This window comes from Mesorhizobium opportunistum WSM2075, from assembly GCF_000176035.2.
Classification (GTDB): Bacteria; Pseudomonadota; Alphaproteobacteria; order Rhizobiales; family Rhizobiaceae; genus Mesorhizobium; species Mesorhizobium opportunistum.
Genome location: NC_015675.1, coordinates 6,182,321 through 6,206,643 on the forward strand (window position 1 = coordinate 6,182,321; position 24,323 = coordinate 6,206,643).

Annotated in this window: 21 protein-coding genes; 14 read left to right on the plus strand and 7 right to left on the minus strand. The window is 61.2% G+C overall.

What is annotated here, in order from left to right; genetic code table 11:
• Positions 1–20 precede the first annotated feature (20 nt).
• Together MESOP_RS29755 and MESOP_RS35875 are read right to left on the minus strand one after the other, a co-directional pair.
• Entirely contained in the window at positions 21–4,241 is a 4,221-nt protein-coding gene (locus tag MESOP_RS29755; protein WP_013897059.1) for a beta strand repeat-containing protein, read from the minus strand.
• Positions 4,242–4,251: 10 nt separating this feature from the next.
• Entirely contained in the window at positions 4,252–4,419 is a 168-nt protein-coding gene (locus tag MESOP_RS35875) for a hypothetical protein (RefSeq protein WP_167313580.1), read from the minus strand.
• A gap of 1,005 nt (positions 4,420–5,424) precedes the next feature.
• Here MESOP_RS35875 and MESOP_RS29760 point away from each other — a divergent pair.
• The 3 genes from MESOP_RS29760 (at position 5,425) to MESOP_RS29770 (ending at position 8,465) form a co-directional block, all read left to right on the plus strand.
• On the plus strand, positions 5,425–6,393 hold the full coding sequence (locus MESOP_RS29760; protein ID WP_013897060.1) for a GAF domain-containing protein: 969 nt from the start codon (positions 5,425–5,427) through the stop codon (positions 6,391–6,393).
• A 144-nt stretch (positions 6,394–6,537) separates the two neighbouring features.
• Positions 6,538–8,055, plus strand: a complete 1,518-nt coding sequence (gene adh / locus MESOP_RS29765; protein ID WP_013897061.1) for an aldehyde dehydrogenase — start codon at positions 6,538–6,540, stop codon at positions 8,053–8,055.
• Between the two features lie 65 nt (positions 8,056–8,120).
• A complete protein-coding gene (locus MESOP_RS29770; protein ID WP_013897062.1) occupies positions 8,121–8,465 on the plus strand; it encodes a DUF779 domain-containing protein in 345 nt (114 codons plus the stop codon).
• A 50-nt stretch (positions 8,466–8,515) separates the two neighbouring features.
• Here the strand turns inward: MESOP_RS29770 and hemN are convergent, their stop codons facing one another.
• Positions 8,516–9,865 carry an oxygen-independent coproporphyrinogen III oxidase gene (gene hemN / locus MESOP_RS29775; protein ID WP_013897063.1) on the minus strand — a complete coding sequence of 450 codons (1,350 nt, stop codon included), beginning with the start codon at positions 9,863–9,865 and terminating at the stop codon, positions 8,516–8,518.
• 162 nt (positions 9,866–10,027) lie between these two features.
• Between hemN and MESOP_RS29780 the strand changes: the two genes are divergently transcribed.
• On the plus strand, positions 10,028–10,756 hold the full coding sequence (locus tag MESOP_RS29780) for a Crp/Fnr family transcriptional regulator (RefSeq protein ID WP_013897064.1): 729 nt from the start codon (positions 10,028–10,030) through the stop codon (positions 10,754–10,756).
• Between the two features lie 2 nt (positions 10,757–10,758).
• Here the strand turns inward: MESOP_RS29780 and MESOP_RS29785 are convergent, their stop codons facing one another.
• A complete protein-coding gene (locus MESOP_RS29785; RefSeq protein WP_013897065.1) occupies positions 10,759–11,193 on the minus strand; it encodes a hemerythrin domain-containing protein in 435 nt (144 codons plus the stop codon).
• A 207-nt stretch (positions 11,194–11,400) separates the two neighbouring features.
• On the opposite strand from MESOP_RS29785, the gene ccoN reads away from it, so the two are divergent.
• From ccoN to MESOP_RS29835, 10 genes are all read left to right on the plus strand, one after another.
• Positions 11,401–13,011, plus strand: coding sequence for a cytochrome-c oxidase, cbb3-type subunit I (gene ccoN, locus MESOP_RS29790; protein WP_013897066.1), 1,611 nt, complete (start codon positions 11,401–11,403; stop codon positions 13,009–13,011).
• Positions 13,012–13,022: 11 nt separating this feature from the next.
• Positions 13,023–13,754: a cytochrome-c oxidase, cbb3-type subunit II gene (gene ccoO, locus MESOP_RS29795; RefSeq protein ID WP_013897067.1), complete on the plus strand. Its 732-nt coding sequence runs from the start codon at positions 13,023–13,025 to the stop codon at positions 13,752–13,754.
• Positions 13,755–13,764: 10 nt separating this feature from the next.
• Positions 13,765–13,914: a CcoQ/FixQ family Cbb3-type cytochrome c oxidase assembly chaperone gene (locus MESOP_RS29800; RefSeq protein ID WP_013897068.1), complete on the plus strand. Its 150-nt coding sequence runs from the start codon at positions 13,765–13,767 to the stop codon at positions 13,912–13,914.
• A gap of 2 nt (positions 13,915–13,916) precedes the next feature.
• The gene (gene ccoP / locus MESOP_RS29805; RefSeq protein ID WP_013897069.1) at positions 13,917–14,780 is read left to right on the plus strand and encodes a cytochrome-c oxidase, cbb3-type subunit III; all 864 of its coding nucleotides are present in this window, start codon (positions 13,917–13,919) and stop codon (positions 14,778–14,780) included.
• 173 nt (positions 14,781–14,953) lie between these two features.
• Positions 14,954–16,513 (plus strand): cytochrome c oxidase accessory protein CcoG, encoded by a 1,560-nt coding sequence (ccoG, locus tag MESOP_RS29810; protein ID WP_041165127.1) that lies wholly within the window; start codon positions 14,954–14,956, stop codon positions 16,511–16,513.
• A complete protein-coding gene (locus tag MESOP_RS29815) occupies positions 16,510–17,007 on the plus strand; it encodes a FixH family protein (protein ID WP_013897071.1) in 498 nt (165 codons plus the stop codon). Before ccoG ends, MESOP_RS29815 begins: the two co-directional genes overlap by 4 nt.
• The gene (locus tag MESOP_RS29820; protein WP_013897072.1) at positions 17,004–19,292 is read left to right on the plus strand and encodes a cation-translocating P-type ATPase; all 2,289 of its coding nucleotides are present in this window, start codon (positions 17,004–17,006) and stop codon (positions 19,290–19,292) included. Before MESOP_RS29815 ends, MESOP_RS29820 begins: the two co-directional genes overlap by 4 nt.
• Positions 19,289–19,450 (plus strand): cbb3-type cytochrome oxidase assembly protein CcoS, encoded by a 162-nt coding sequence (gene ccoS, locus MESOP_RS29825; RefSeq protein WP_013897073.1) that lies wholly within the window; start codon positions 19,289–19,291, stop codon positions 19,448–19,450. Before MESOP_RS29820 ends, ccoS begins: the two co-directional genes overlap by 4 nt.
• A gap of 203 nt (positions 19,451–19,653) precedes the next feature.
• Entirely contained in the window at positions 19,654–20,760 is a 1,107-nt protein-coding gene (nirK, locus tag MESOP_RS29830) for a copper-containing nitrite reductase (RefSeq protein ID WP_013897074.1), read from the plus strand.
• A 54-nt stretch (positions 20,761–20,814) separates the two neighbouring features.
• Positions 20,815–21,684 carry an SUMF1/EgtB/PvdO family nonheme iron enzyme gene (locus MESOP_RS29835; protein ID WP_013897075.1) on the plus strand — a complete coding sequence of 290 codons (870 nt, stop codon included), beginning with the start codon at positions 20,815–20,817 and terminating at the stop codon, positions 21,682–21,684.
• Positions 21,685–21,754: 70 nt separating this feature from the next.
• On the opposite strand, the gene MESOP_RS29840 is transcribed toward MESOP_RS29835, so the two are convergent.
• From MESOP_RS29840 to MESOP_RS29850, 3 genes are all read right to left on the minus strand, one after another.
• Positions 21,755–22,252, minus strand: a complete 498-nt coding sequence (locus MESOP_RS29840; RefSeq protein WP_013897076.1) for a cytochrome b — start codon at positions 22,250–22,252, stop codon at positions 21,755–21,757.
• Positions 22,253–22,458: 206 nt separating this feature from the next.
• Entirely contained in the window at positions 22,459–23,634 is a 1,176-nt protein-coding gene (locus MESOP_RS29845; protein ID WP_013897077.1) for an NnrS family protein, read from the minus strand.
• 118 nt (positions 23,635–23,752) lie between these two features.
• A complete protein-coding gene (locus MESOP_RS29850; protein ID WP_013897078.1) occupies positions 23,753–24,187 on the minus strand; it encodes a pseudoazurin in 435 nt (144 codons plus the stop codon).
• Positions 24,188–24,323 lie beyond the last annotated feature (136 nt).

Sequence of the window (24,323 nt, forward strand, 5' to 3'; positions counted from 1 at the left end):
TGAGGGCGGCCCTTTTTGGTTCACACCACGAAGTCGCTTGAAATCGCTCCATCGCCGATGCCGGTCAGTGTGAATTCCGCCGGATTGTACGAAACGACGGTATGGCCCTGACCATCATCGGCAAGCTTGAAGGCATTCGCATCGTAGCTGCCGACCAGATGCAGCGCGGCGCCGTGGGTGCCATCCGAAACGGTCAGCGTTCCGCCGCTGCCATCCTGGTTTGCCTGGTAAACAGCCGTCGTTCCCGCACCGAACAAGATGTCCCCAAGGTCCAGCTTGTCATCATTGGTGATGCCGCCGATCCGTCCGCTGTAATCGAAGGAATCGTCGAGTTGCAGCGTGCCGGCAGCGTCGTGCCCGAAGGTGACGTCCGTCGACGAAGCGCCGCCGAACTCGATCTTCGACAGATTGCCGATCGTGGCGTCGCCGTCGCCGGTAACCTGGCCATGGATTACGATGTCGCCGCCATTGGCCCAGAGCATGCCTGAATTCGCCACGCCGCCGGCGACCGTCAAGCCGCCCGAACCCGTTGCTTCCAGCGTTCCGGAGTTGATGACGACGCTGCCACCGGTATCGACGACTAGCGCGTTCGAGCCGGAGGCGATGATGGTCCCCCTGTTGTCGAGGCCGAGCATCCCACCGCCCAGCTGGCCGGCGCCGGAGATCGTGTTGTCGACATTGACCAGGCTGACATCCGGCCCGGTGCCGGAGATGATGTTGGCAGCGCTGTCGGACATCAGGATCTGCCCGCCACCCTGCAGGGTCACGCCATGCTGGATGACCTGCAGCAGTGTATCGCCGCCGGCCGAGTCGAGCGAGATGAGACCGCTGTTGTCGATAATGCCGCTCAGCGGCAGCAACGCGCCGTCGCCAATCGTCATGGTGCCGGAGTTGTTGACCACCGGTGTCTGGTCGAACACGAAATTGCCTGCCGTCAGCGCGTTCGAGTGCACGCCGTCCAGCGTGATCGACTGTCCGTCGCCGAGCGTTATCACCGCATTGCCATGGGCATCGTCGGCGATATGGGTCTGAAGGTCGGCAAAGTCTGCCAATCCGTTGTAGCCGATGAGATCGATCTGGTCGGCGGCCACATCGAAACTGTGCACCATGTCGACGCCGATCGGTTGCGAGAAGACGAAGAGATCGTTGCCGCTGGAGCCGGTCAGCACGTCGTCGCCGGACCAGGCAAAGATCGGCGAACCCGGAGCGTAGGCCTCGACATTGTCGGCGATCGACGCACTGCCCAAGGTGCCGTCGGCATTGGTCCAGGTCATCTGGACGTCGAGCACGGCGGCGCCGGTAAAACTGGCCGGTGTGGTGACGGTCAGCCCGTGCAGGTCGTTGGTCTGTGTCGTCCAGCTTCCATCGGCATTATGCGTCGCGCCGTCGATGGTCCAGCCCGAAGGCACGTCCTTCACCGTGACGGTGATGAGCGCACCTTCATGCGATGGATCGGTCAGGGCGAGATTGATGGGCTCGCCGGAGGTGCCAGCGGGTTTGAGGGTGCCATTGATAATCTTTATTGCGTTAGTGTCTCCGCTGTTATCTGAAAAAGCGCCGGCGTCTATCGTGAGATTGTAACTCGATCCATTGTTGCCAGTTTTAATTACGCTGAATGTGTACTGATCATGAGCCGCATTGAAGCTTCCAGTCCCAGGTACTAGAGCTCCACCTGCCGTAATGTGTATTGCGTCGGATATGTTTGCGAAATTTGTATGGACGGCCGTACTAAAATTGATGGTAGCAATACTTGGATCGTTGTTGCTGCCTTGATGTCCCTGCACAACCGTGCCGATTAGCGTGCTGCTTGGCTCGTCGGTGCCGAAGACCGTCACCGCCAGGTTGGCGGATGTTGTTCCACCATGCCCGTCCGAGACGGTATAGGTGAAGCTATCCGTAACGGTCTGGCCCGCTGCCAGAGCCTGCACATTGGCTTGAGCATTGGCCAGCGTATAGGTGTAGGCGCCGGTCGCCTTCGTGATCACTACGGTCCCGTAGGTTCCGGTTTTGGTGTACGTGGTGCCGTTGTCGATGCCGCCCGAGAGTGCGGATACAGCTAGAGTATCGCCATCCGGATCGGTGTCAGCATGATCCGAGAACGTTCCCGATGGTGCACCATTATGCGCGAGTGTCTGTAGTACGTTGCCAGTAGCGCTTGTGTTGGTGTCTTCCTTCGCCCAATTGGTGTCGGCGACAGCAACTGGGGCGCTATTGTCGTTGGTGCCGTCGATGTTGATGGTCACCGAGGTGTGGGTGCCGTCGGCGCTGACGACATCGAAAGTGTCGGTGTAGGTGGTGCCGGCGGCGAACTCGTTATGCGCCGAGGAGGCCGTATAGGTCCAGGCGCCGGCGGCATCGATCGAGAACGCGCCGTAGCTGCCGGGCGTGCCGGACTGGGCGACGAAGGTCGCCGGGCTGTCGACGTCGGAGATGGTCAGCGTGCCGGAGCTCGAGATGTCGGTGGCCGAGTTGGTCTCGGTCAGGTGGCGCACGTCGGCCGACAGGATGGCGGCGTCGTTGGTGCCGTCGATGTTGATGGTCACCGAGGTGTGGGTGCCGTCGGCGCTGACGACATCGAAAGTGTCGGTGTAGGTGGTGCCGGCGGCGAACTCGTTATGCGCCGAGGAGGCCGTATAGGTCCAGGCGCCGGCGGCATCGATCGAGAACGCGCCGTAGCTGCCGGGCGTGCCGGACTGGGCGACGAAGGTCGCCGGGCTGTCGACGTCGGAGATGGTCAGCGTGCCGGAGCTCGAGATGTCGGTGGCCGAGTTGGTCTCGGTCAGGTGGCGCACGTCGGCCGACAGGATGGCGGCGTCGTTGGTGCCGTCGATGTTGATGGTCACCGAGGTGTGGGTGCCGTCGGCGCTGACGACATCGAAAGTGTCGGTGTAGGTGGTGCCGGCGGCGAACTCGTTATGCGCCGAGGAGGCCGTATAGGTCCAGGCGCCGGCGGCATCGATCGAGAACGCGCCGTAGCTGCCGGGCGTGCCGGACTGGGCGACGAAGGTCGCCGGGCTGTCGACGTCGGAGATGGTCAGCGTGCCGGAGCTCGAGATGTCGGTGGCCGAGTTGGTCTCGGTCAGGTGGCGCACGTCGGCCGACAGGATGGCGGCGTCGTTGGTGCCATGGATGTTGATGGTCACCGAGGTGTGGGTGCCGTCGGCGCTGACGACATCGAAAGTGTCGGTGTAGGTGGTGCCGGCGGCGAACTCGTTATGCGCCGAGGAGGCCGTATAGGTCCAGGCGCCGGCGGCATCGATCGAGAACGCGCCGTAGCTGCCGGGCGTGCCGGACTGGGCGACGAAGGTCGCCGGGCTGTCGACGTCGGAGATGGTCAGCGTGCCGGAGCTCGAGATGTCGGTGGCCGAGTTGGTCTCGGTCAGGTGGCGCACGTCGGCCGACAGGATGGCGGCGTCGTTGGTGCCATGGATGGTGACGGTCACCACCTGGGCGGTGCCGTCCTGTGTGTGGACGGTGAAGGTCTCAGTGAGATTCTGGCCGACGTTGAGGCCCTGCACTGCCGCATTGTTGTTGTTGAGCGTGAAGGTCCAGACACCACCCGCGGTCATCTGGTAGGTCCCGTAGCCATGATCACTCGCGGCTCCGGCCGCGACCGCCTGGAACGTATTGGGCGTGTTGTCGACGTCGGTGTCTGTCAGCGTGCCGCTCACCGTCGGCGTTCCGACGATGGCGTTGGCGACGCCGCCGGCCTCGATAACTGAGCCCGTTGAGACGCCGGAAATCACAGCCGCGTCATTCGTGCCTTGGATGTTGACCGACACGCTGGCCCAGCTCAGCGTTCCGTTGCCGAGCTTGATCGCATAGGTGAAGGTCTCGTTGAAATGGTCGTTCGGACCCATGGCCTGCAGGCTGGAGAAGCCATGCGCCGCCAGATATCCGGTAAGGTCCATCTCGACCTTGCCGCTGTTGATGCGAATCGAAACGCCCTCGCCGATGGTCTCCCAGGTTGAAATGCCGAGCGTCTGGTAGTCCTGATGCGTGAGGTCAATGGGCGCGTATTGCTTCGTGGCCGTCGACCCGGAAATCCCGTCGTCTACTGAAAAGAGGGATTTTGCGTTTCCACCCTGATCGTTCGCCATCACATCGAGAACTATGACGGTTTGCGAACCTGACGCGAGGACGACCGTATCCTCTGTGAGATTGTAAGCGTCATCCTGCGCCTGCGGCGTGTTTGAAAAAGACGCTGTTGTTCCACCTGCATCGGCGATCTTAGTAGCCATTTTCAACCCCCTAGTTATTAAAGAACAGATGTCCAAGCATCTGCTTCATTTGACCGTACTGAACGACCGGCTGCTTCCAGCCGAAGAAAAGCCGCGCGAATCCGGGCAGGTATGAATTGTCGCCGTCATCCAGGCACACTGCGTCGCTTGGAACAGCCGCCTCAAGCTGGCCGTTCACGGACGGATATTGACCCGATGCTGGTGGACGCGACGGTCGTCGCGCTACGTTCCCCTACCCAAACTTCATCGTCAAACTCGCGGTTATCGACCACGAACTTTAGATGCCCCTTATATTAGGAGATTATTAACTCTTATAGAGAGGAAGCGTCAACGCCCAACTTGGCCGAACAGTTAATAGTCGAGCATAAGGGGGCCACAGCAACTAGAATCGAGTTGTGAGATCGAACGGGCGCACGCCTGATATGAGCTAGGCGGCAGACGTGCGGCTCAGCGTGACGAGAGCCCCGCCAGCGCACCACCATACCAACGCCGCACCGCTGCGTATTCCTCGTGCAGCACGCCAACCCGGCAGCCAGTCAGTTCGCTTGGACGGTCGGGGGATTCAACTGAGATCACTTCACGTACCGGACAGCCCGTCTTGCGGCACCGAGAGCCGACGCATGGTTCTGTCAAGAAAGCTAAGCTTTTGATCTTAAAGGTAAATAGCCGCAAGAAATATCTTTTGTGTTCACCTGCTATGGAGATCAATCGGTCGATTTTTGCACACGTCCAAGCCGCTTCGAAAAGTACCGTCACCGCCCCGACGATCCGTATGGTTCCGCGACAACCAGGCAATCGAGCTAGCTCCCCGTACCTTCCTTCGCGCCGGAAGCGGTCTTGAATGTGAGGGTACGTTTGTGGGTACCTTTTCGACCATCATCGCCCGCGCGATGATGGCTATGACGCGACAGCGGCCGTGAGCATTCCGACAACTCCAAATGCCTCGCATTGATGGGCTTCCGGCCAGGTTTCGCAATGTGGATAGCCGCCCAAGCGAAGTTTGCTCCCGATCAATGAACGCGATTCGTTCTGTTGATAGGCTTCCTCGATGGGGCGGCCATTGGGATGGCAATGGCAGGCAAGAGATCTGTCCTTCTGCTCCTTTCGACGAATTGACTAAGTGCCGATCGAACCGCAGACCGGATCAGACCGGGAGGAAATTCATCAGGGTTGGAGGATAAGTATGGGAGAAGATCTATCCGGTCATCATGCCGACCGCATCCAGGCGGCGATTGCGTCGGACGCGGCGGCGAAGTCCGCCCTGGTTGCCTCCTGGCGACGGTCTTCCAATTTGCATCGGCTCGAACCAGCCGATTGCAGCCCTCCACATTATCTGACGGAGGCCGAACTGGCGCAGGCCCGGCAACGGATCGAACCTCTCCTTCGTGCTGCCCAAGCCAGTCTCGACCGTCTCTATCTCGCGGTAGGCGGCGTCGGATGCTGTGTCCTGCTCGCCGATCGCGACGGCGTGCCGGTCGAACGGCGCGGCGCGCCTGTCGATGATGAGACGTTTCATTCCTGGGGTTTGTGGACTGGCTCCGTCTGGAATGAGGAAAGCCAGGGCACCAATGGGATCGGCACCTGCCTGGTCGAACGCCGGGCGTTGACGATCCACCGTGACCAGCATTTCCACACGCGCAACACCCTGCTCAGCTGCACCACAGCCCCGATCCACGACCATGAGGGAAACCTCGTGGCCGCGCTTGACGTGTCCTCCTGCCGGGCCGACCTGACCGAAGCCTTCGTCAATCTCATCTCGATGGCTGTCGTCGACGCGGCGCGCCGGATCGAAAGCGAAAACTTCAAGATGGCATTCCCGAAGGCACGAATTCTGCTTGCGCCGGTGACCGACAAGGGTTCGGGCGCGCTGATCGCCATCGACGCGGACGATCTCGTGGTCGGCGCTACCCGTTCGGCCCGCCTGGCGCTTGGCATTACACAGCAGTGTCTCGACAAACCAATGCCCGCCGCCGATCTGCTCGGCTGGGCTGAGATTGGCCCTAAGGTTCTTGCTGAGGCAGAGCGCGGGGCCCTCCAGCGTGCGCTCGCGCGGGCTGACGGAAATGTCTCGGCCGCGGCGCAGGCGCTTGGCATCAGCCGCGCGACGCTTCACCGCAAACTCAACCGCCTGGATGTCCATCGGCCTCACTGAAACGCCGAGATCCCGTGACTGTCGCAATTCTGCGACACATCTTGCCCAACCGCGGCAACCGATACGGTGACAACCGGAGGCGGAAATCGCAAGCCTCTCCCGAAGCGTTCGCATCCCGCGACGCCAGCTTTGGGAGGAAGACACATGAACAAGGTTGAATTCTCACGCCCGGTCAAAGCGCCCTTCGACAAGCGCTACGGCAATTTCATCGGTGGCAAATGGGCCGAGCCCCGCTCCGGCCGCTACTTCGAAAACTACTCGCCGGTGAATGGCCAACTGCTGTGCGAAGTAGCGCGCTCGGACGGCCAGGACATCGAGGCGGCCCTGGACGCCGCGCATGCCGCCAAGGATGCCTGGGCGCGCACCAGCGTGGCCGAGCGCTCCCTCATCCTCAACCGCATCGCCGATCGAATGGAGGAAAACCTCGATCTCCTCGCATGCGCCGAGACCTGGGACAACGGCAAGCCGATCCGCGAAACGACCGCGGCCGACCTGCCTTTGGCCATCGACCATTTCCGCTATTTCGCCGGCGCGGTGCGTGGCCAGGAAGGCAGCCTCTCCCAGATCGACGACGACACCGTCGCCTATCATTTCCATGAGCCGCTCGGCGTGGTCGGCCAGATCATCCCGTGGAACTTCCCGTTGCTGATGGCATGCTGGAAACTTGCTCCCGCGCTTGCCGCCGGCAATTGCGTCGTCCTGAAACCTGCCGAGCAGACCCCGGCTGCCATCCTGCTCTGGGCCGATCTTGTCGGCGACCTGCTGCCGCCGGGCGTGCTCAACATCGTCAACGGCTTTGGCCTCGAGGCCGGCAAGCCGCTGGCTTCGTCGCCGCGCATTGCCAAGATCGCCTTTACCGGCGAGACGACGACGGGCCGGCTGATCATGCAGTATGCCAGCCAGAACCTGATCCCGGTGACGCTCGAGCTCGGCGGCAAGTCACCCAACATTTTCTTCAAGGATGTCGTCGCCGAGGACGACGATTTCTTCGACAAGGCGATCGAAGGCTTCGTCATGTTCGCGCTGAACCAGGGCGAGGTGTGCACCTGTCCGAGCCGCGCGCTCATCCAGGAATCGATCTACGACCGGTTCATGGAACGCGCCCTCAAGCGCGTCGAGGCAATCGTGCAGGGCGATCCGCTCGATCCGGCAACGATGATCGGGGCCCAGGCTTCGTCCGAGCAGATGGAAAAGATCCTGTCCTATATCGATATCGGCCGCCAGGAAGGAGCCGAGTTGCTGACCGGTGGGGCGCGCAATCTTCTGCCCGGCGACCTGGCCGGCGGCTACTACGTGCAACCCACGGTGTTCAAGGGCCACAACAAGATGCGCATCTTCCAGGAGGAGATTTTTGGGCCGGTGGTTTCGGTCACGACCTTCAAGGATGACGACGAAGCCCTGGCGATTGCCAACGATACGCTCTACGGCCTCGGTGCCGGCGTCTGGACACGCGATGCCAACCGCGCCTATCGCTTCGGCCGCGCGATCCAGGCTGGCCGCGTCTGGACCAACTGCTACCATGCCTATCCCGCGCATGCGGCCTTCGGCGGCTACAAGCAGTCCGGCATCGGTCGAGAGACCCACAAGATGATGCTCGACCACTACCAGCAGACGAAGAACATGCTGGTCAGCTACAGCCCGAAGAAGCTCGGCTTCTTCTGATCGCCTCTTTGGCTCAAAGGCGCGGCTCCGCAGGGGCCGCGCCCCAGGCTGGAAATCGAAAACCCATGCATGCCAAGGTCACGGCAACGCCGGCAGCGCTTGAACTGATCGCGGAGATCGTCGCCGAGCACGGTCCGGTGCTGTTCCATCAATCCGGCGGCTGCTGCGACGGCTCTTCGCCTATGTGCTATCCGCTGGACGGATTCATCGTCGGCGACCACGATGTCCTGCTCGGCCATATCGGTGACGCGCCGTTCTACATCGGCGCCTCGCAATTCGAGGCCTGGAAGCATACCGATCTCATTATCGATGTGGTGCCAGGCCGCGGCGGCATGTTCTCGCTGGACAACGGAAGGGAGAAGCGTTTCCTGACGCGGTCGACGATCTGCGCTGTTCAGACCGGGATATAGGCATTTCACATGACTTGCCGGCCCGGGAGCATTCCTGACGCAGCCGATGTTCAGACCGCCACGGAATGCCTCGCCTTGCCGGTTTCGAGATATTTGTCGAACTTCGCCGCGACGCTTCTGACAAAGGGGCGGCTTTCGACCGGCACGACGAAGTGATCACCGTGAAGTTCAAGCAACCGGGCAGGATCAAGAAGGGCGGTGGAACTCGCTTTGCCGAGAAGCCTTTGGCCAGCCTCGCCAAAGCGCTCAACCAGGTCGATCGCTGAAAAGCCGGAATCGCACATCAGCCGCTCGATGATCCAACCGCGAGCGCGGTCGTCGTCGGAAAAAGCAATTCCGCGAACCGAAGCCAACCCACCGTCATCCACCATGCGGCCATACTCGGCGGTCGAAGGCATGTTCTGTACATAGCCTTGCCGGAATTGGCTGATGGATGACGGGCCGAGGCCGATCAAGGTTTCGCAACGATCCTCGGTGTAGCCCTGAAAGTTGCGACGCAACATCCCCGCATGCGCGGCAAGCGCCAGCGCATCGCCCGGTTTGGCGAAATGGTCGAGCCCGATTGCTTCGTATCCCTGGTCGAGTATGGCGCGAGCTGCCAATTGCGATTGGGCAAACCGCTCCTCCGGGCCTGGCAACCAGGCCTCGTCGATCATTGTCTGATGTTTCTTGAACCATGGCACATGGGCATAGCCAAAAAGGGCGATCCGGTCGGGCTCGAGCGTCAGCGCCTGCATGACAGTGGACAAGACGCTCTCCCCGGTCTGGTGCGGCAAGCCGTAGAGCAGGTCCAGGTTGACCGACTCGACGCCGCGTGACCGAACGCCGTCGACGACTGTCTTGGTCTGCAAGAAGGTCTGTTCGCGATTGATGGCCTTCTGCACCTTCGGATCGAAATCCTGGACCCCGAGGCTGGCTCTCGTCATGCCGATTTCGGCAAGCGCGTCGAGGCGGGCTTCGTCCATATCGTTGGGTTCGATTTCGACGCTGATCTTGGCGCCGGGAAGAAATGAGAAGCTATTGCGCAGAACGGCTCCCAGCGCCACCATGTCCTGTGGTTTGAGCATCGTCGGTGAGCCGCCACCGAAATGGACGGCACGTACCCGGCCCTTGCCTTCGGCGAGACTTGAGACGGTGGCGATCTCCGCATGCAGCGATCTCAGATATTTTGTGACCGGTTCGTAGTGGCGTGTCTGCTTGGTGTGGCACGCACAGAACCAGCAAAGCTTGTCGCAATAGGGGATGTGCAGATAGAGCGAGATCTCGTCGCCCTCGTTGAGCGCCTGCAGCCAGCCACGACAGACGGCGGCATCGACGCCCGGATGAAAATGCGGCGCCGTCGGGTAACTCGTATAACGCGGCACGTTCTCGCCAAGCCTGGCAACTAATTCTGGCCGCATGTCGCTATCAACTCCGGAATGTTTCGCGCGATACTGCTCGCGAGGGGCGGTAGCCGCCTTGATTTCGGTCAATGCCCATTGGCTGCGGACAAACTGCCGCAAGGCTTTTTCTTGGGTCGATGCTATATCCTGACGGAACCTTTGGGTTCGCGGACGACCACGATGACAGTGCGTCAGGATGTACATAGCGCCGGCATTCCCGTGCTTTGCCAGTCATGCGAAGCGCGGCATCATGGCGTTTGTGGCGCGCTCGATCCGGACCAGCTGGTGAGCCTCGCCAAGACCTCATCGAAGCATACCGTCGAAGCGGGCGTGGAATTGATCGGTGACGCCGAGGCCGTCGACAGCTACGCGAATGTGCTTTCCGGCGTGGTCAAGCTGATGAAAAGCCTTTCGGACGGGCGCCAGCAGATTGTCGGGCTTCAATTTGCTCCCGATTTTCTGGGTAGGCCCTTCAAGGTGGAAAGCGCGATCAACGCCGAAGCCGCAACCGCAGTCTCCCTGTGCTCGTTCCCAAAGGCGGCCATCGAACGGATGATGAAGGAATCGCCGGGACTGCAGCATCGTCTCTTCAAGCAGACGCTGAACGAACTCGATGATGCCCGCGACTGGATGGTGACGCTGGGCCGCAAGAGTGCTTCGGAAAAGGTGGCGAGCTTCCTACTCATGATCGCCAGGAACATCGACCCCACGCTTGATCCGGCCGCCCAGTCGACAAGTTTCGATCTGCCTTTGACCCGCGCCGACATCGCCGATTTCCTCGGTCTGACGATCGAGACTGTCAGCCGTCAGCTGACCCGGCTGCGATCAGATGGCGTGATCCGCATCGAGAACAATCGGCATGTCATCGTCGATAGCTTGAATCGACTGCAGCGCCGCTCCGGCGCCTAGGCTCAATCGACAAACCCAATCATCGGCAGGACATGCTCGCGCTCGAAGGCGATATGCCGGCGCAGGCTTTCAAAGAACCCGCGCAGCATGAACCCAACCGCCTCGGCATTGTCGATCGTCTTGCCGTGGCCGATCGCCAGCAACATCTCGGTCAACTCACCGGCAAAGCATTCGTCCTCGATATGCTCGGCGCTCAATCGCCTTGCTGAATCAAGATTGGCATCACTGCCGGCCAACGCCGTCTCGTATGCGGGGAATATGACCGTCTCTTCGTATCGATGACTGTCGCGCAACAGCGGAACGATTGCGTTCGCTACCGCCAAGCATGCCAAAGTGTCGACCTTGGGCAGCGTGTCCGCGATCCTTTCCAAGGCGTCGCAGAGCTGCAGTTTTTCCAAGTGTACACGTTTCATCACCGCAGCAGACCCCGCCGGCATCGAATTTTTGCCGCCTGCATGCAGTGGAAACGGTCCCCCTCCTGTCTGCGAGTTCAACGGCAATCTCCTGATCGTTCGCAGGATCAAGCCTGCCCAATCCAAATGCATATGACTTTGACATGGATCAAGGCGGGGACGTGCCGGCTGCGGAATTGGTGTTGCCGCGGATTGACGTCCGCGCAGGGAATTCGAGGTCGGGGAAATGTCATGAAGTTCGGCACACAAATCTTCGCGTTGAGCCTTTTTACATTCGCGGCCTTGGTGGCCGCCGGCTTCGGCGTGGACGAGCCGTTCCGGCAGCACATGTGGGTGCTGTTCTTCATGCTGCTCGGTTTTGTCGCCATCCTCATTCGCAACTCGAGCTTCGAAGTCGCCGCTCCGATCGATCCATCCGCTTACATGGACGGTCCAATCCGCTACGGCGCCATCGCCACGATGTTCTGGGGTGTCGTCGGCATGCTGGTCGGCGTGGTCATCGCGCTGCAGCTGGCCTACCCCGATCTCAATATTCAGCCTTGGTTCAATTTCGGCCGTTTGCGGCCGCTGCACACGTCCGGTGTCGTCTTCGCCTTCGGCGGCAACGCGCTGCTGTGCACGTCATTGTACGTCGTGCAACGTACCTGCCGCGCCCGCCTGTTCGGCGGCGATCTCGCCTGGTTCGTCTTCTGGGGCTACCAGCTTTTCATCGTAATGGCCGCGACAGGCTACCTGCTCGGCATCACCGAGAGCCGCGAATACGCCGAACCCGAATGGTACGTGGACATCTGGCTGACCATCGTCTGGGTCGCTTACCTCATCCTGTTCCTTGGCACGATCCTGAAGCGCAAGGAACCGCACATCTACGTCGCCAACTGGTTCTACCTGTCCTTCATCGTCACCATCGCGATGCTGCATGTGGTCAACAACCTTTCGATGCCGGCCTCTTTCCTCGGTTCCAAGAGTTACTCCGCCTTTTCCGGCGTCCAGGACGCGCTGACGCAATGGTGGTACGGCCACAACGCGGTCGGCTTCTTCCTCACGGCCGGCTTCCTCGGCATGATGTATTATTTCGTGCCCAAGCAGGCGAACCGTCCAGTCTATTCCTACCGGCTTTCGATCATCCATTTCTGGGCGATCATCTTTCTCTACATCTGGGCTGGGCCGCATCACCTGCACTATACCGCCCTGCCCGACTGGGCGCAGACGCTCGGCATGGTGTTCTCGATCATGCTGTGGATGCCGTCCTGGGGCGGCATGATCAATGGCCTGATGACGCTGTCCGGCGCCTGGGACAAGCTGCGCACCGACCCGATCATCCGCATGATGGTGATGGCCATCGCCTTCTACGGCATGTCGACCTTCGAAGGCCCGATGATGTCGATCAAGGCGGTCAACTCGCTATCGCATTATACCGACTGGACCATTGGTCACGTGCACTCCGGTGCACTCGGCTGGGTCGGCATGATCTCGTTCGGCGCGATCTACTACATGGTGCCGAAGCTCTGGAACCGTAACCGGCTCTATTCGCTGCGGCTGGTTACCTGGCACTTCTGGCTGGCGACCCTGGGGATCGTCGTCTACGCCGCGGTCATGTGGGTGTCCGGCATCATGCAGGGCCTGATGTGGCGCGAATACGACGAGCAGGGCTTCCTGGTCTACTCCTTCGCCGAGACCGTCGCTGCCATGCACCCCTACTACGTCATGCGCGCCATGGGCGGCGCCATGTATCTCTCGGGTGCCCTGATCATGGCCTGGAACATCACCATGACCATCCTCGGCCACCAGCGTGAGGAGCAACCGATGCCGGGCTCCGTTCCCGCCCTTCAGCCTGCCGAATAAGGAGCCAGAACATGGGCTTGATCGATAGACATGCATTAATCGAGAAGAACGCCACGCTGCTTCTCGTAGGCTCCCTTCTTGTGGTGACCGTCGGCGGCATCGTCGAGATCGCACCCCTCTTCTACCTCGATAACACGATCGAGAAAGTCGAAGGCATGCGGCCCTACTCGCCGCTCGAGCTTGCCGGACGCAACATCTATGTGCGCGAGGGCTGCTACCTCTGCCACAGCCAGATGATCAGGCCGTTCCGCGACGAGGTCGAGCGCTACGGCCATTACAGCCTGGCCGCCGAGTCGATGTACGATCATCCCTTTCAATGGGGATCGAAGCGGACGGGGCCGGATCTCGCCCGGGTCGGCGACCGATATTCGAATGCATGGCATGTCGCGCATCTCTCCGATCCGCGTTCCGTTGTGCCGGAATCCATCATGCCCAGCTACGCGTTCCTGAAGGACGCGCCGATCGACGTGAAGGACTTCTCGACGCACCTTGTCGCCAACCGGCGGGTCGGCGTCCCCTATGACAATGATATGGTCGCGCACGCCAATGCCGATCTGATGGCGCAGGCTGATCCCAACGCCGACACATCAGGTCTTGAGGCCCGTTATCCCAAAGCCAAGATCGGCGACTTCGACGGCAACCCGCAACAGGTCACCGAAATGGATGCCCTCGTCGCCTATCTGCAGATGCTGGGCACGCTGGTCGATTTCAAGAACTACGACGAAGCCGCCGGCTACCGCTGAGGAGTTTTCCATGAATTACAATTTTATGCGGGAGTTTGCCGACAGCTGGGGTCTTGTCGCCATGGCGCTTTTCTTTGCGGGGGCAATTGTCTTCGCGCTGCGCCCCGGCAGCCGCAAGCTTGCGGACGAAGCAGCCCGGATTCCCCTCGAGGACGAGTGATCATGAGCGACGAACACATCGACGAAATCTCCGGCGTCTCAACCACGGGTCACGAATGGGACGGCATCCGGGAGCTGAACAACCCACTTCCGCGCTGGTGGGTCATCACGTTCTACGTCACCATCGTCTGGGCGATCGGCTACACCATCGCCTATCCGGCATGGCCGCTGCTGCACTCGGCGACAACGGGTGTTCTCGGCTATTCGAGCCGCAACGACGTCAAGAACGAGTTGGCGGCGGCGGAAGCAGCGAAGGGCAAATACGTCGCGGCGGTGGAGTCGAAAAGCGTCTCCGAAATCGCCGCGGACGATGCCTTGCGGGAATTCGCGGTCGCGGCCGGCGGCGCCGCATTCAAGGTCAACTGCACGCAGTGCCACGGCTCCGGCGCCCAGGGTTCCAAGGGCTTTCCCAACCTCAACGACGACGACTGGCTGTGGGGCGGCAAGGCCGAGCAGATCCAGCAGACGATCACGCACGGCATCCGCTTCGCTTCAGATCCGGACACGCGTCTGTCGGAAATGCCGGCCTTCGGGGACATCATCACCGCCGACCAGATCGCTCAGGTCAGCGCCTACGTTGCCAGCCTGTCCGGCAAGGTCCGCGATGCAACTCCTATTCAACCCGGCGCCAGGGTCTTCGCCGAAAACTGCGTCGCCTGTCACGGCGACAATGCAAAAGGCAACAGGGAACTCGGCGCACCCGACCTGACCGACGCGATCTGGCTTTACGGGTCGGGCGAGACGGCAATCGCCGACCAGGTTCGCGCACCGAAGCAGGGCGTGATGCCTGCATGGGGCGCGCGTCTCGGCGAGACCAAGGTCAAGGAGTTGGCGGTCTACATCCATTCGCTCGGCGGTGGGGAATAGGTCGGGGGCCCTATTTCCTGCCCTTCACCGCCTGAGCGACGAGGCCCGGCCAGTCCGGGCCTCGATCTTTTCGGCATTCGCCGATTGACCTGCATCAACGCGGGTCGGTCCAGGCGGCGGCAATGTTGCCCAGCGCGCTCAAAATCACGGTCTGCGTGCAAGTGGAGATAGTCGTGCTGGACAAGACGCAGGTAGAACGGCTGGAAGCCGAGGCGGTCAATTCCGCCAAGACACGTCAGCCCCTCTACGCTGCGCGCAAGAAAATCTTCCCAAAGCGCGCCTCGGGCAACTTTCGCCGCTTCAAATGGCTGGTGATGGCGATCACGCTTGGCATCTACTACCTGACGCCGTGGCTGCGTTGGGATCGCGGTCCATTTGCCCCGGACCAGGCCGTGCTGCTCGATCTTGCCAATCGGCGCTTCTACTTCTTCTTCATCGAGATATGGCCCCAGGAATTCTTCTACGTGGCCGGCCTCCTGGTCATGGCCGGCGTTGGACTTTTCCTGATCACCTCGACTGTCGGCCGTGCGTGGTGCGGCTATGCATGTCCGCAGACCGTATGGGTCGATCTGTTCCTTGTCGTCGAACGTGCGGTCGAGGGGGACCGCAACGCCCGCATGAAACTTGACGCTGGCCCCTGGACCGCCCGCAAGTTGATGCTGCGCCTATCGAAGCACGCCGTCTGGTTGGTCATCGGCGCGGCGACCGGCGGCGCCTGGATTTTCTATTTCGCTGATGCACCGACACTTGTGGGCGAGCTTTTCACCGGTACCGCCGCGCCTGTCGCCTACATCACCATCGCCGTGTTGACGGCGACCACCTACACGTTCGGCGGCCTGATGCGCGAACAGGTCTGCACCTATATGTGCCCATGGCCGCGCATCCAGGCAGCCATGCTCGACGAGAATTCGCTCACCGTCACCTACAATGACTGGCGCGGCGAACCGCGCTCGCGTCACGCCAAGAAGGTGCAAGCGACAGGGCAGTCCGTCGGCGACTGCGTCGACTGCAATGCCTGCGTCGCGGTCTGCCCGATGGGGATCGACATTCGCGACGGCCAGCAGCTCGAATGCATCACCTGCGCGCTGTGTATCGACGCCTGCGACGGCGTCATGGACAAGCTCGGCAAGGAGCGCGGGCTGATCTCCTACGCGACGCTCTCCGATTACAACGCCAATATGATGCTGGCGACCGCAGGCGGCTCCAGTTCAATCAATCCGTCGCTGGTCAGGACTGGCGTCGGCACCTTCTCCGATCAGGTGGCGCATTTTCACATTCGCAAGATCTTCCGGCCGCGCACCTACGTCTACATGGGCCTGTGGTCGCTGATCGGGCTGGGCCTGCTCTATTCGCTGCTGACGCGCGATCGGCTCGAGCTGAACGTGCTGCATGACCGCAATCCGCAATTCGTCACGCTATCCGATGGCTCCATCCGCAACGGCTATACCGTCAAGCTGCTCAACATGATCCCTGAGCCAAGGACAATCGTCGTCACCATGCAGGGCCTGGAGGGTGCCGATATGGCCGTCGTCGGCGACGACATCCCGGCCGGCCGGTCTTTCGCCATCCCGGTCGAGCCCGACCGCCTGAAAACGTTGAAGGTCTTCGTTCGCCAGCCGGCGGACCAGATCCACGCACCGGCACAGACCTTCAAGTTCCGTGTCGAAGATGGAGCGAGCTTCGAGTCGAACGAGTACACCGCCACATTCAACGCGCCAGAGGCCGCCAAATGACCGCCAATGCCCAAAAGCCTCGCGAATTCACAGGCAGGCACATGCTGGCCATCATTCTCACCTTTTTCGGGGTGGTCATCGCGGTCAACCTGACCATGGCCACGCTCGCCAATACGAGTTGGACCGGCCTCGTCGTCGAGAACACCTATGTGGCCAGCCAGCAATTCAACAAGGAGGCCGAGGCCGGCCGCGCCCAAGCAGCGCTCGGTTGGACCGGCAAGCTGACCATCGCATGGGGCGAAGTCCGGTACAGCCTCTCCGACGCAGCCGGCAAGCCGGTTCCTCTACACGGTGTCAAGGTGCTGTTTCGTCATCCCGCCTACGAGAAAGAGGACGAATCCGTCACGCTCGCCCTCGCCTCAGGCCAGGAATTCGCAGCGCAGCATATGCCGAAGGACGGCGTCTGGATCGTCGAAGTCGACGCCGATGCCGGCCTGGCGCGACCCTATCGCGACGTCCGCAGGATCATGATTTCTCATGGAGCGCTGCAGTGAGCTGTTGTGCACCGGGCGCTGAAATGGCGCTGGATCTGAACGGCTCCACGTCGGTCCTGCCATCCAGCCAGGAGATCAGGTTAGCGAGCCGATCGCTTGGCGACAGTCTTCGGCAGACCGACCTTTCAGTGCCGGCGGTTCATTGCGCCGCCTGCATCCAGGCGATCGAGGCGGCACTTGGAAAGCTCGATCACGTCGAAAGCGCGCGCGTCAACCTGTCGACGAAACGGGTCGCGGTCCGGTGGCGTGGAGACGAGGTGCCACCCTTCGTCACCGCGCTCGGCAGGCTGGGCTACGAGGCGCATCTGTTCGCACCCGAGATCGACGACAAGGACAAGACGCTTGCCGAACTGATCCGCGCCGTCGCTGTTGCCGGCTTTGCGGCGGGCAACATCATGCTGCTTTCGGTCTCTGTCTGGTCCGGCGCCGAAGGTGCTACCCGCGACCTGTTTCACTGGGTCTCGGCGCTGATCGCCATTCCAGCCCTCGCCTTCGCCGGCGGCATCTTCTTCCGTTCGGCCTGGAATGCTTTGCGTCATGGCCGCATGAATATGGACGTGCCCATCGCGGTCGGTGTTTCGCTCGCCTACGCCATGAGCCTTTATGAGACGATCAATCATGGCGACCACGCCTATTTCGACGCGTCGGTATCGCTGCTGTTCTTCCTTTTGATCGGACGCACGCTGGATCATGTGATGCGGGAGCGTGCCCGGACTGCCGTGAAAGGCCTGTCTCAGCTGGCGGCGCGTGGCGCCATGGTGCTGCGCGGCGATGGCGCGCGCGACTATCTGCCGGTCGGCGAGATCGAACCAGGCATGCGGTTGTTGATCGCGGCCGGTGAGAGGATCCCCGTCGACGGCAAGATCATCCAGGGAACGTCGGATCTCGACTGCTCGCTGGCCTCAGGCGAAAGCACGCCGAAAAACGTGGCGCCGGGCGAAGCGGTACAGGCCGGCGTGCTCAATCTTACCGGCCCGCTGACGATTGAGGCGGCAGCCGCCGCAAGGGATTCGTTCCTGGCGGAAATGGTCAGGTTGATGGAGGCCGCCGAGGGCGGCCGCGCGCAATATCGCCGTATCGCCGACCGCGTTTCAGCGCTTTATGCCCCGGTGGTCCATCTGACGGCGTTTGTGACATTCCTGGGCTGGATAGCGGCGACCGGCGACTGGCATCGGGCGATGACGATCGCCATCGCCGTCCTCATCATCACATGCCCGTGCGCGCTTGGCCTCGCGGTGCCGATCGTGCAGGTGGTCGCCGCAAGGCGCCTGTTCGAGAACGGCATCATGGTCAAGGATGGCTCCGCCATGGAACGCCTGGCAAGTGTGGACATTGCGGTCTTCGACAAGACCGGAACGCTGACGCTTGGCCAGCCCCGGCTCGTCAACGCGCCGTCGATCGATCCGGCCATGCTGACAGTCGCAGCCGACCTGGCGGCGCACTCGCGTCATCCGTTTTCAAAGGCCATAGCCGGCTTTGCCATTCCTGGCGGGCAGCTCAAATTCGATGCCGTCACCGAGCATCCGGGATTTGGAATCGAGGCCACTGACGCGGCAAGTACCTGGCGACTGGGCCGACGCGGATGGGCTGGCTGGAAGGCTCGAACCGGCGGTGAAGGCAAACACGGCTACGGCGGAACGGTGCTGACGAGAAACGGGATGATTGCCGCATGCTTCGTTTTCGAGGATGCATTGCGCGCCGACGCCAGAGCGGCCATCGATCAATTGAGCGACGCCGGGGTTCCCGTGGAGATGCTGTCGGGCGATACCGCGGCAGCCTGTGCCGAGGTTGCGAAGTCACTCGGAATCGACGACTTCGTTCCGTGCCTGCTGCCATCCGGCAAGCTCGAGCGCATCGAAACCCTCGCGAAAGTTGGGCACAGGGTTCTGATGGTTGGCGACGGCCTCAACGACACGCCGGCACTGAGCGCAGCGCATGTCTCGATCGCACCGGCAACCGCAGCCGATGTTGGCCGCAACGCCGCGGACTTCGTCTTCCTGCGTGAAAGCCTCGTGGCGGTGCCGCTCGCGCTGGACGTCTCGCGCAAGGCAGGAAGCCTGATCCGGCAGAACATCGCAATCGCAATCGTCTACAATACGGTGGCAGTACCGATCGCCATACTTGGACACGTCACGCCCTTGATAGCGGCAATTGCCATGTCCGCTTCATCACTGCTCGTCATCGGAAATGCGTTGCGACTGCGAACCTCCGAGCCCATTTCACAGGCCAAAAATGTTCGCCGTGACAGGCTGTCCGACTTCAACGAACTGGCCCGGTCGTCATGACCACCCTCACCTATCTCATACCCGTCGCTCTCTTTCTTGGCGCGCTTGGCTTGGGCGGCTTCCTGTGGGCGTTGAAAAGTGGCCAGTATGAAGATCTCGACGGTGCAGCCGAGCGAATTCTCATCGATCCAGAAGAGAAAAAGCGTCCACTGATCTAAAGATAATCGATGGTGACAGCTCTCCTTTGGAAGAAGACCGAGACACCAACCTCTCCACCTCAATCGTGACGCGCGAGATCGTTGTATTCCAGGCTGTTGTTTCTCCGACTAATGCCCATCAATTTGCGCCAGCGCAAAGAAACCCTGCGTCAGGTCCTGTAGCTTTCTTCTCATCCGCAACGGTCGAGACACAGGAGATTCACATGATCACGCGACGCGAAGCCCTCTTCGGAGCAGCGCTCGGCGCTGCCGCGGTTGCGGCACTGCCCGCATTGTCGGCAACGGTCACAAAGGCGGAGATCCGCGGGCTGCCCCGTGAAAAGATCACGCTCATGGCACCGCCTTTTGTGCATCCGCATGACCAGATCGCCAAGAGCGGGCCGAAGATCGTCGAGTTCACCATGACGATCGAGGAAAAACCTGTCGTCATCGATGCCGATGGCACAAAGCTCAACGCGATGACCTACAACGGCTCGATCCCAGGCCCGCTGATGGTCGTGCACCAGGACGACTACCTCGAGCTGACCCTCATCAATCCCGACACCAACTCGCTGGCCCACAACATCGACTTCCACGCCGCGACCGGCGGCCTGGGTGGCGGGGGCCTGACCTTGATCAATCCGGGCGAACAGGTGACCCTGCGCTTCAAGGCGACGCGGACGGGAACGTTTGTCTATCACTGCGCCCCTGGCGGCGCGATGATCCCCTGGCACGTCGTGTCCGGCATGAACGGTGCCGTCATGGTGCTGCCGCGCGACGGGCTGAGGAACGACAAGGGCGAACCGGTCAAGTACGACAAGATCTTCTACATCGGCGAGAGTGACTTCTACATTCCGCGCGACGAGAAGGGCAATTTCAAGAGCTACGAATCCGCCGGCGACGGCTACGATGACACCGTCAAGGTGATGCGTGGGCTTATTCCGACCCATGTGGTGTTCAACGGCAAGGTCGGATCCCTGACCGGCGACAACGCCATGAAGTCCAAGGTCGGCGAAACGGTGCTCATCGTCCATTCTCAGGCCAATCGCGATACGCGGCCGCATTTGATCGGCGGCCACGGCGATTATGTCTGGGAGCTGGGCAAATTCGCAAACCCGCCGGCCAAGGATCTGGAGACTTGGTTCATCCGCGGCGGTTCTGCGGGGGCGGCGCTCTATACATTCCTGCAGCCGGGCGTCTACGCCTACGTCAATCACAATCTGATCGAGGCCGTGGAACTCGGAGCAACCGCTCACTTCAAGGTCGAGGGCGATTGGAATGACGACCTGATGACGCAGGTCGAAGCACCCAAGCCCATCGCCATCAACTGAACGGCACTTTCAATTTGCCCGGACAGCAATGCTGTCCGGGCATGGACAAAAGACATGTCGGCTTTCATCCTGAAACTCATGCCGATCGCCATGATGGCCGCAGCCGTGCCGGTTGGGCTATCGATACAGACAGCCAGTGGCCGTAGACAGTCCCATGTCGCTGCCATGACGGTCAGCCTGCTTCCAGGTTCGATCATCTATCCGATGCCGGGCGAGTACCTTAGGGGCGGACGCCCGCAAGCAAATCCCAAAGTCGAGCGGCAACTCAACGGTCCGCTCGAGATCATGACCTATCAGGTCAGCGCTGCCGACTACGCGGATTGTGTGTCGGCTGGCGCCTGTCGGCCGGCGGAGGAGACCCGCTCAATCCCGCGCGATGCACCTGCAACAGGAGTGAGCTATCTCGACGCCGTTGCCTACGCCCGGTGGTATTCTGATGTGACCGGCAGCCTGTGGCGGCTGCCATCCGACGAAGAGTGGGCCTTTGCCGCGGCGGAGCGGTTTGCTGGGGAATTCGAGGGTGTCGAAAACGATGCCGACAACCCGGCCAGACGTTGGCTCACCAGCTACCAGGCAGAGCTTGACCTCAATCGCAAACCGGACCCGTTGCCAAGGAGCCGGGGCTCCTTTGGTGTGAATTCGCGCGGCCTGGCCGACTTCTCCGGCAACGTCTGGGAGTGGACTTCGACCTGTTATGTCCGCACGACGCTGGCCGAAGACGGAAGCGGTGTTGCGAGTTCGGTCGACAATTGCGGCGTCCACGTCCTCGAAGGCCTTCACAGAGCCTATATGTCGAACTTCGTCAGCGACGGAAAAAGCGGAGGCTGCGCTGTTGGCCTGCCCCCCGACAATCTGGGGTTCAGGCTGGTTCGGGATCGCCCTGGCTGGGCGAGCGATCTGCTCTCCCATTTGGGCATGATCTGACGGCAGGCGCCGTCAGAGTATGCCCAACAGGCCCGGCTTTGACGTGGGCGACAAATTTGCCAGACCCGTCCTACCGACCGGGCGACAGCATCCGCTTCAGCGTGCCGTCGCGAAGCCAGTACTGGTGGAACAGGGCCGCCAAGGCATGAACCGAAATCAGGACGATAAACACCGGCTTGCTGAGCGAATGGATGTCGCCCCACGGATCGCCAATATAGAAAGCGAGGAGTCCAACAATCGGCGTTGCGAGCAAGAGAAGATAGAAAAGGCCGTGCGATCCACGCGCGGCGATCCGCATCCAGGCGGGCCCGCGGTCCGCCGGGCGAGGAGCACCGGATATCAGGCGCATTGTGAGCCGGACGAACACGAGCGCCAGGATCGAAATCCCCACCCAAAAATGAGCAGAGCCCAATGTCTGGTCGGCAGGAGAGACCGCGGCTCCATTTTCGGCCGCGTCGACCACGGTTGTCATGCTCTCCCCGAACAACAGTTGGAACAACACCAGCGCCGCTATGATCCAATGAAGCGCAATTTGGTAAGATGAATAGCCAATCCTGGTTTCCGTCATGTGACTCCCCTGATGATTCAACAGCTGCGCAGTCGCGATACTGAATAGCCTGGAAACCTCGGCACAATTGGGCTCGAATCCTCCCGGAATTGTGGCCGGAAGCTTACGCATTTGTAAGCCGACGGGCATGCGTGTCATGAAAGCACAGCCGCCGCCATGCCGCCTTGACTGTAGCGGCAGGGCTGGTCTCACAGTCTCTTTCGTCGCTACCTGGCCTTTTGCGTCGTCAAGGCCATGCCGTAAGTAAGGAGGAAGCCGACATACGCCAGAATCCATGCAGCGCCCGCGGCATGAACGATCCCGTCATAGGGGATAAAAACAGCAAGTATGCGCAACATGGCTGCGATGAGGATCGCGGCGAAGACAACAATCGCTTGCGGTCCGGCCCGGAGTTGCCGACCAGTATGGCCAAGCGTGGCGCGGGCCATCACCGCGATCGTCATCGATCCGACCGCGCCGGCGCCCAAAGCATGGAGTCCGGCAGCAATCGGCACCATCGCAGGCATGAAAATCGACGCCGAAATCAGCCAAAGTCCAACCGGCACGAAGGCGTATGCGAGGTGAAGAATGAGAACGAGCGGATCTCGCAAGGTGCGATCGCCCGCCCATCGCGCCAACCGCCATGCCTGGCTGGTGGCGGCGGCCGCCAGGAGCAATCCGGAGATATCGCTGTCGGGGGCGAACGTCCAGACACCCAGAGCGATGGCTGAAATGGTCAGAGATGCAATGTCAAAACGGTCGAATGGCGTCGGCAGCCTGCCAGGATTTTCGCGCACGAGCCAATTGCGCGTGAAGCTTGGAATGATGCGTCCGCCGATCAGCGAAATGAGCAGGATCGCCACGGACATGCCGAGCCTGCGGCTGATGTCCGACGTGCCCTGGACATGGGCCTCGATGTGGAATGCGCCGTTGGCGCAGGCCATCACGACAAGCGGCAGCAGCACCTTGAGGTTGCGCCAGTTGCGTCCGGCGATGATTTCGCGGGCGGCGGCGGCAGCAACCGCGAACAGAAATGAGCCGTCGATCACCGCGGCTGCTTGCCAGCCGATGTCGGCCGAGAAGAAGACAGCGGCGCGCCCGGCAAGCCACAGGACAACCAGCGCCAACAGCGGCAAGCCTTGTACGGGCAGCCGGCCAGTCCAATTGGGGATGGCGGTCAGCAGGAACCCGGTAACGATCGCCGGCAGATAGCCGAACAGCATCTCGTGGATATGCCAATCGATCGGAACAAATACACTGTGGGCTTGGAGCTCGCCCGCATAGATCGGTAGCCAGAGCAGAATCGAGAGCGCGGCATACAGGGACCCAAGGAAGAAGAAGGGCCGGAACCCGTAGGAAAGAAAGGCGGGGCCGGAATAGCGCCGCAGACGTGCAATTGCCATGACTTGTGTCCTCAGATGACTTGTATCCTCAAATAAAAAGAGCCGGATGAACCGCCGCCCTCGGTCCATCCGGCCCTCGCCCACTCCGACTTGCGGCGAGCAGGCTGTCTGATTGCGGCTAGTTGGCCGCAACCTGGGTGAACAGGTCGGCGAACACCGTCTTTGCCTTGCCTACGTGCTTGACCGCTTTCGCCGCATCCAGGTTTACCGGCTTACCGACAACGATCAGAGCGACCATCCCCATGCCATAGTGGGGCGCGCATTTGACGCCGTAGACACCTTCCTTGGTCAGCGTAACGGTGATCTCCTCACTCGGCTTGCCCTTGAACGGCTCGGCGCCATCCGGAATCATGCCCTTGATCGACTCGGCGTCATGGGTCTTGTCGGTCGGCACGAACTTTACGGTGTCGCCGGGTGCGGCCTTGACGAAGGCCGGCTGGAAAACCATGGCGCCTTTTTCGCCCTTGTTGAGCATCTGCACGACATGCTCTTCCGCGCTTGCGCCGCCGGCGAGCGCGAGGAGGGAGATTGCAGCAGCGAGGAAGAGTTTCATCGATTTATCCTTTGTCTCATGTTCGCGGCATTGCGCCGTTCCACGTCATTTAGCCCGATGCGGCTGCGAACAATTTGCGCTGGCGCAAACTCGCGCTAAGAAAGGTTTGCCGCGCGATTGGCGCAGCGTCTCGGGG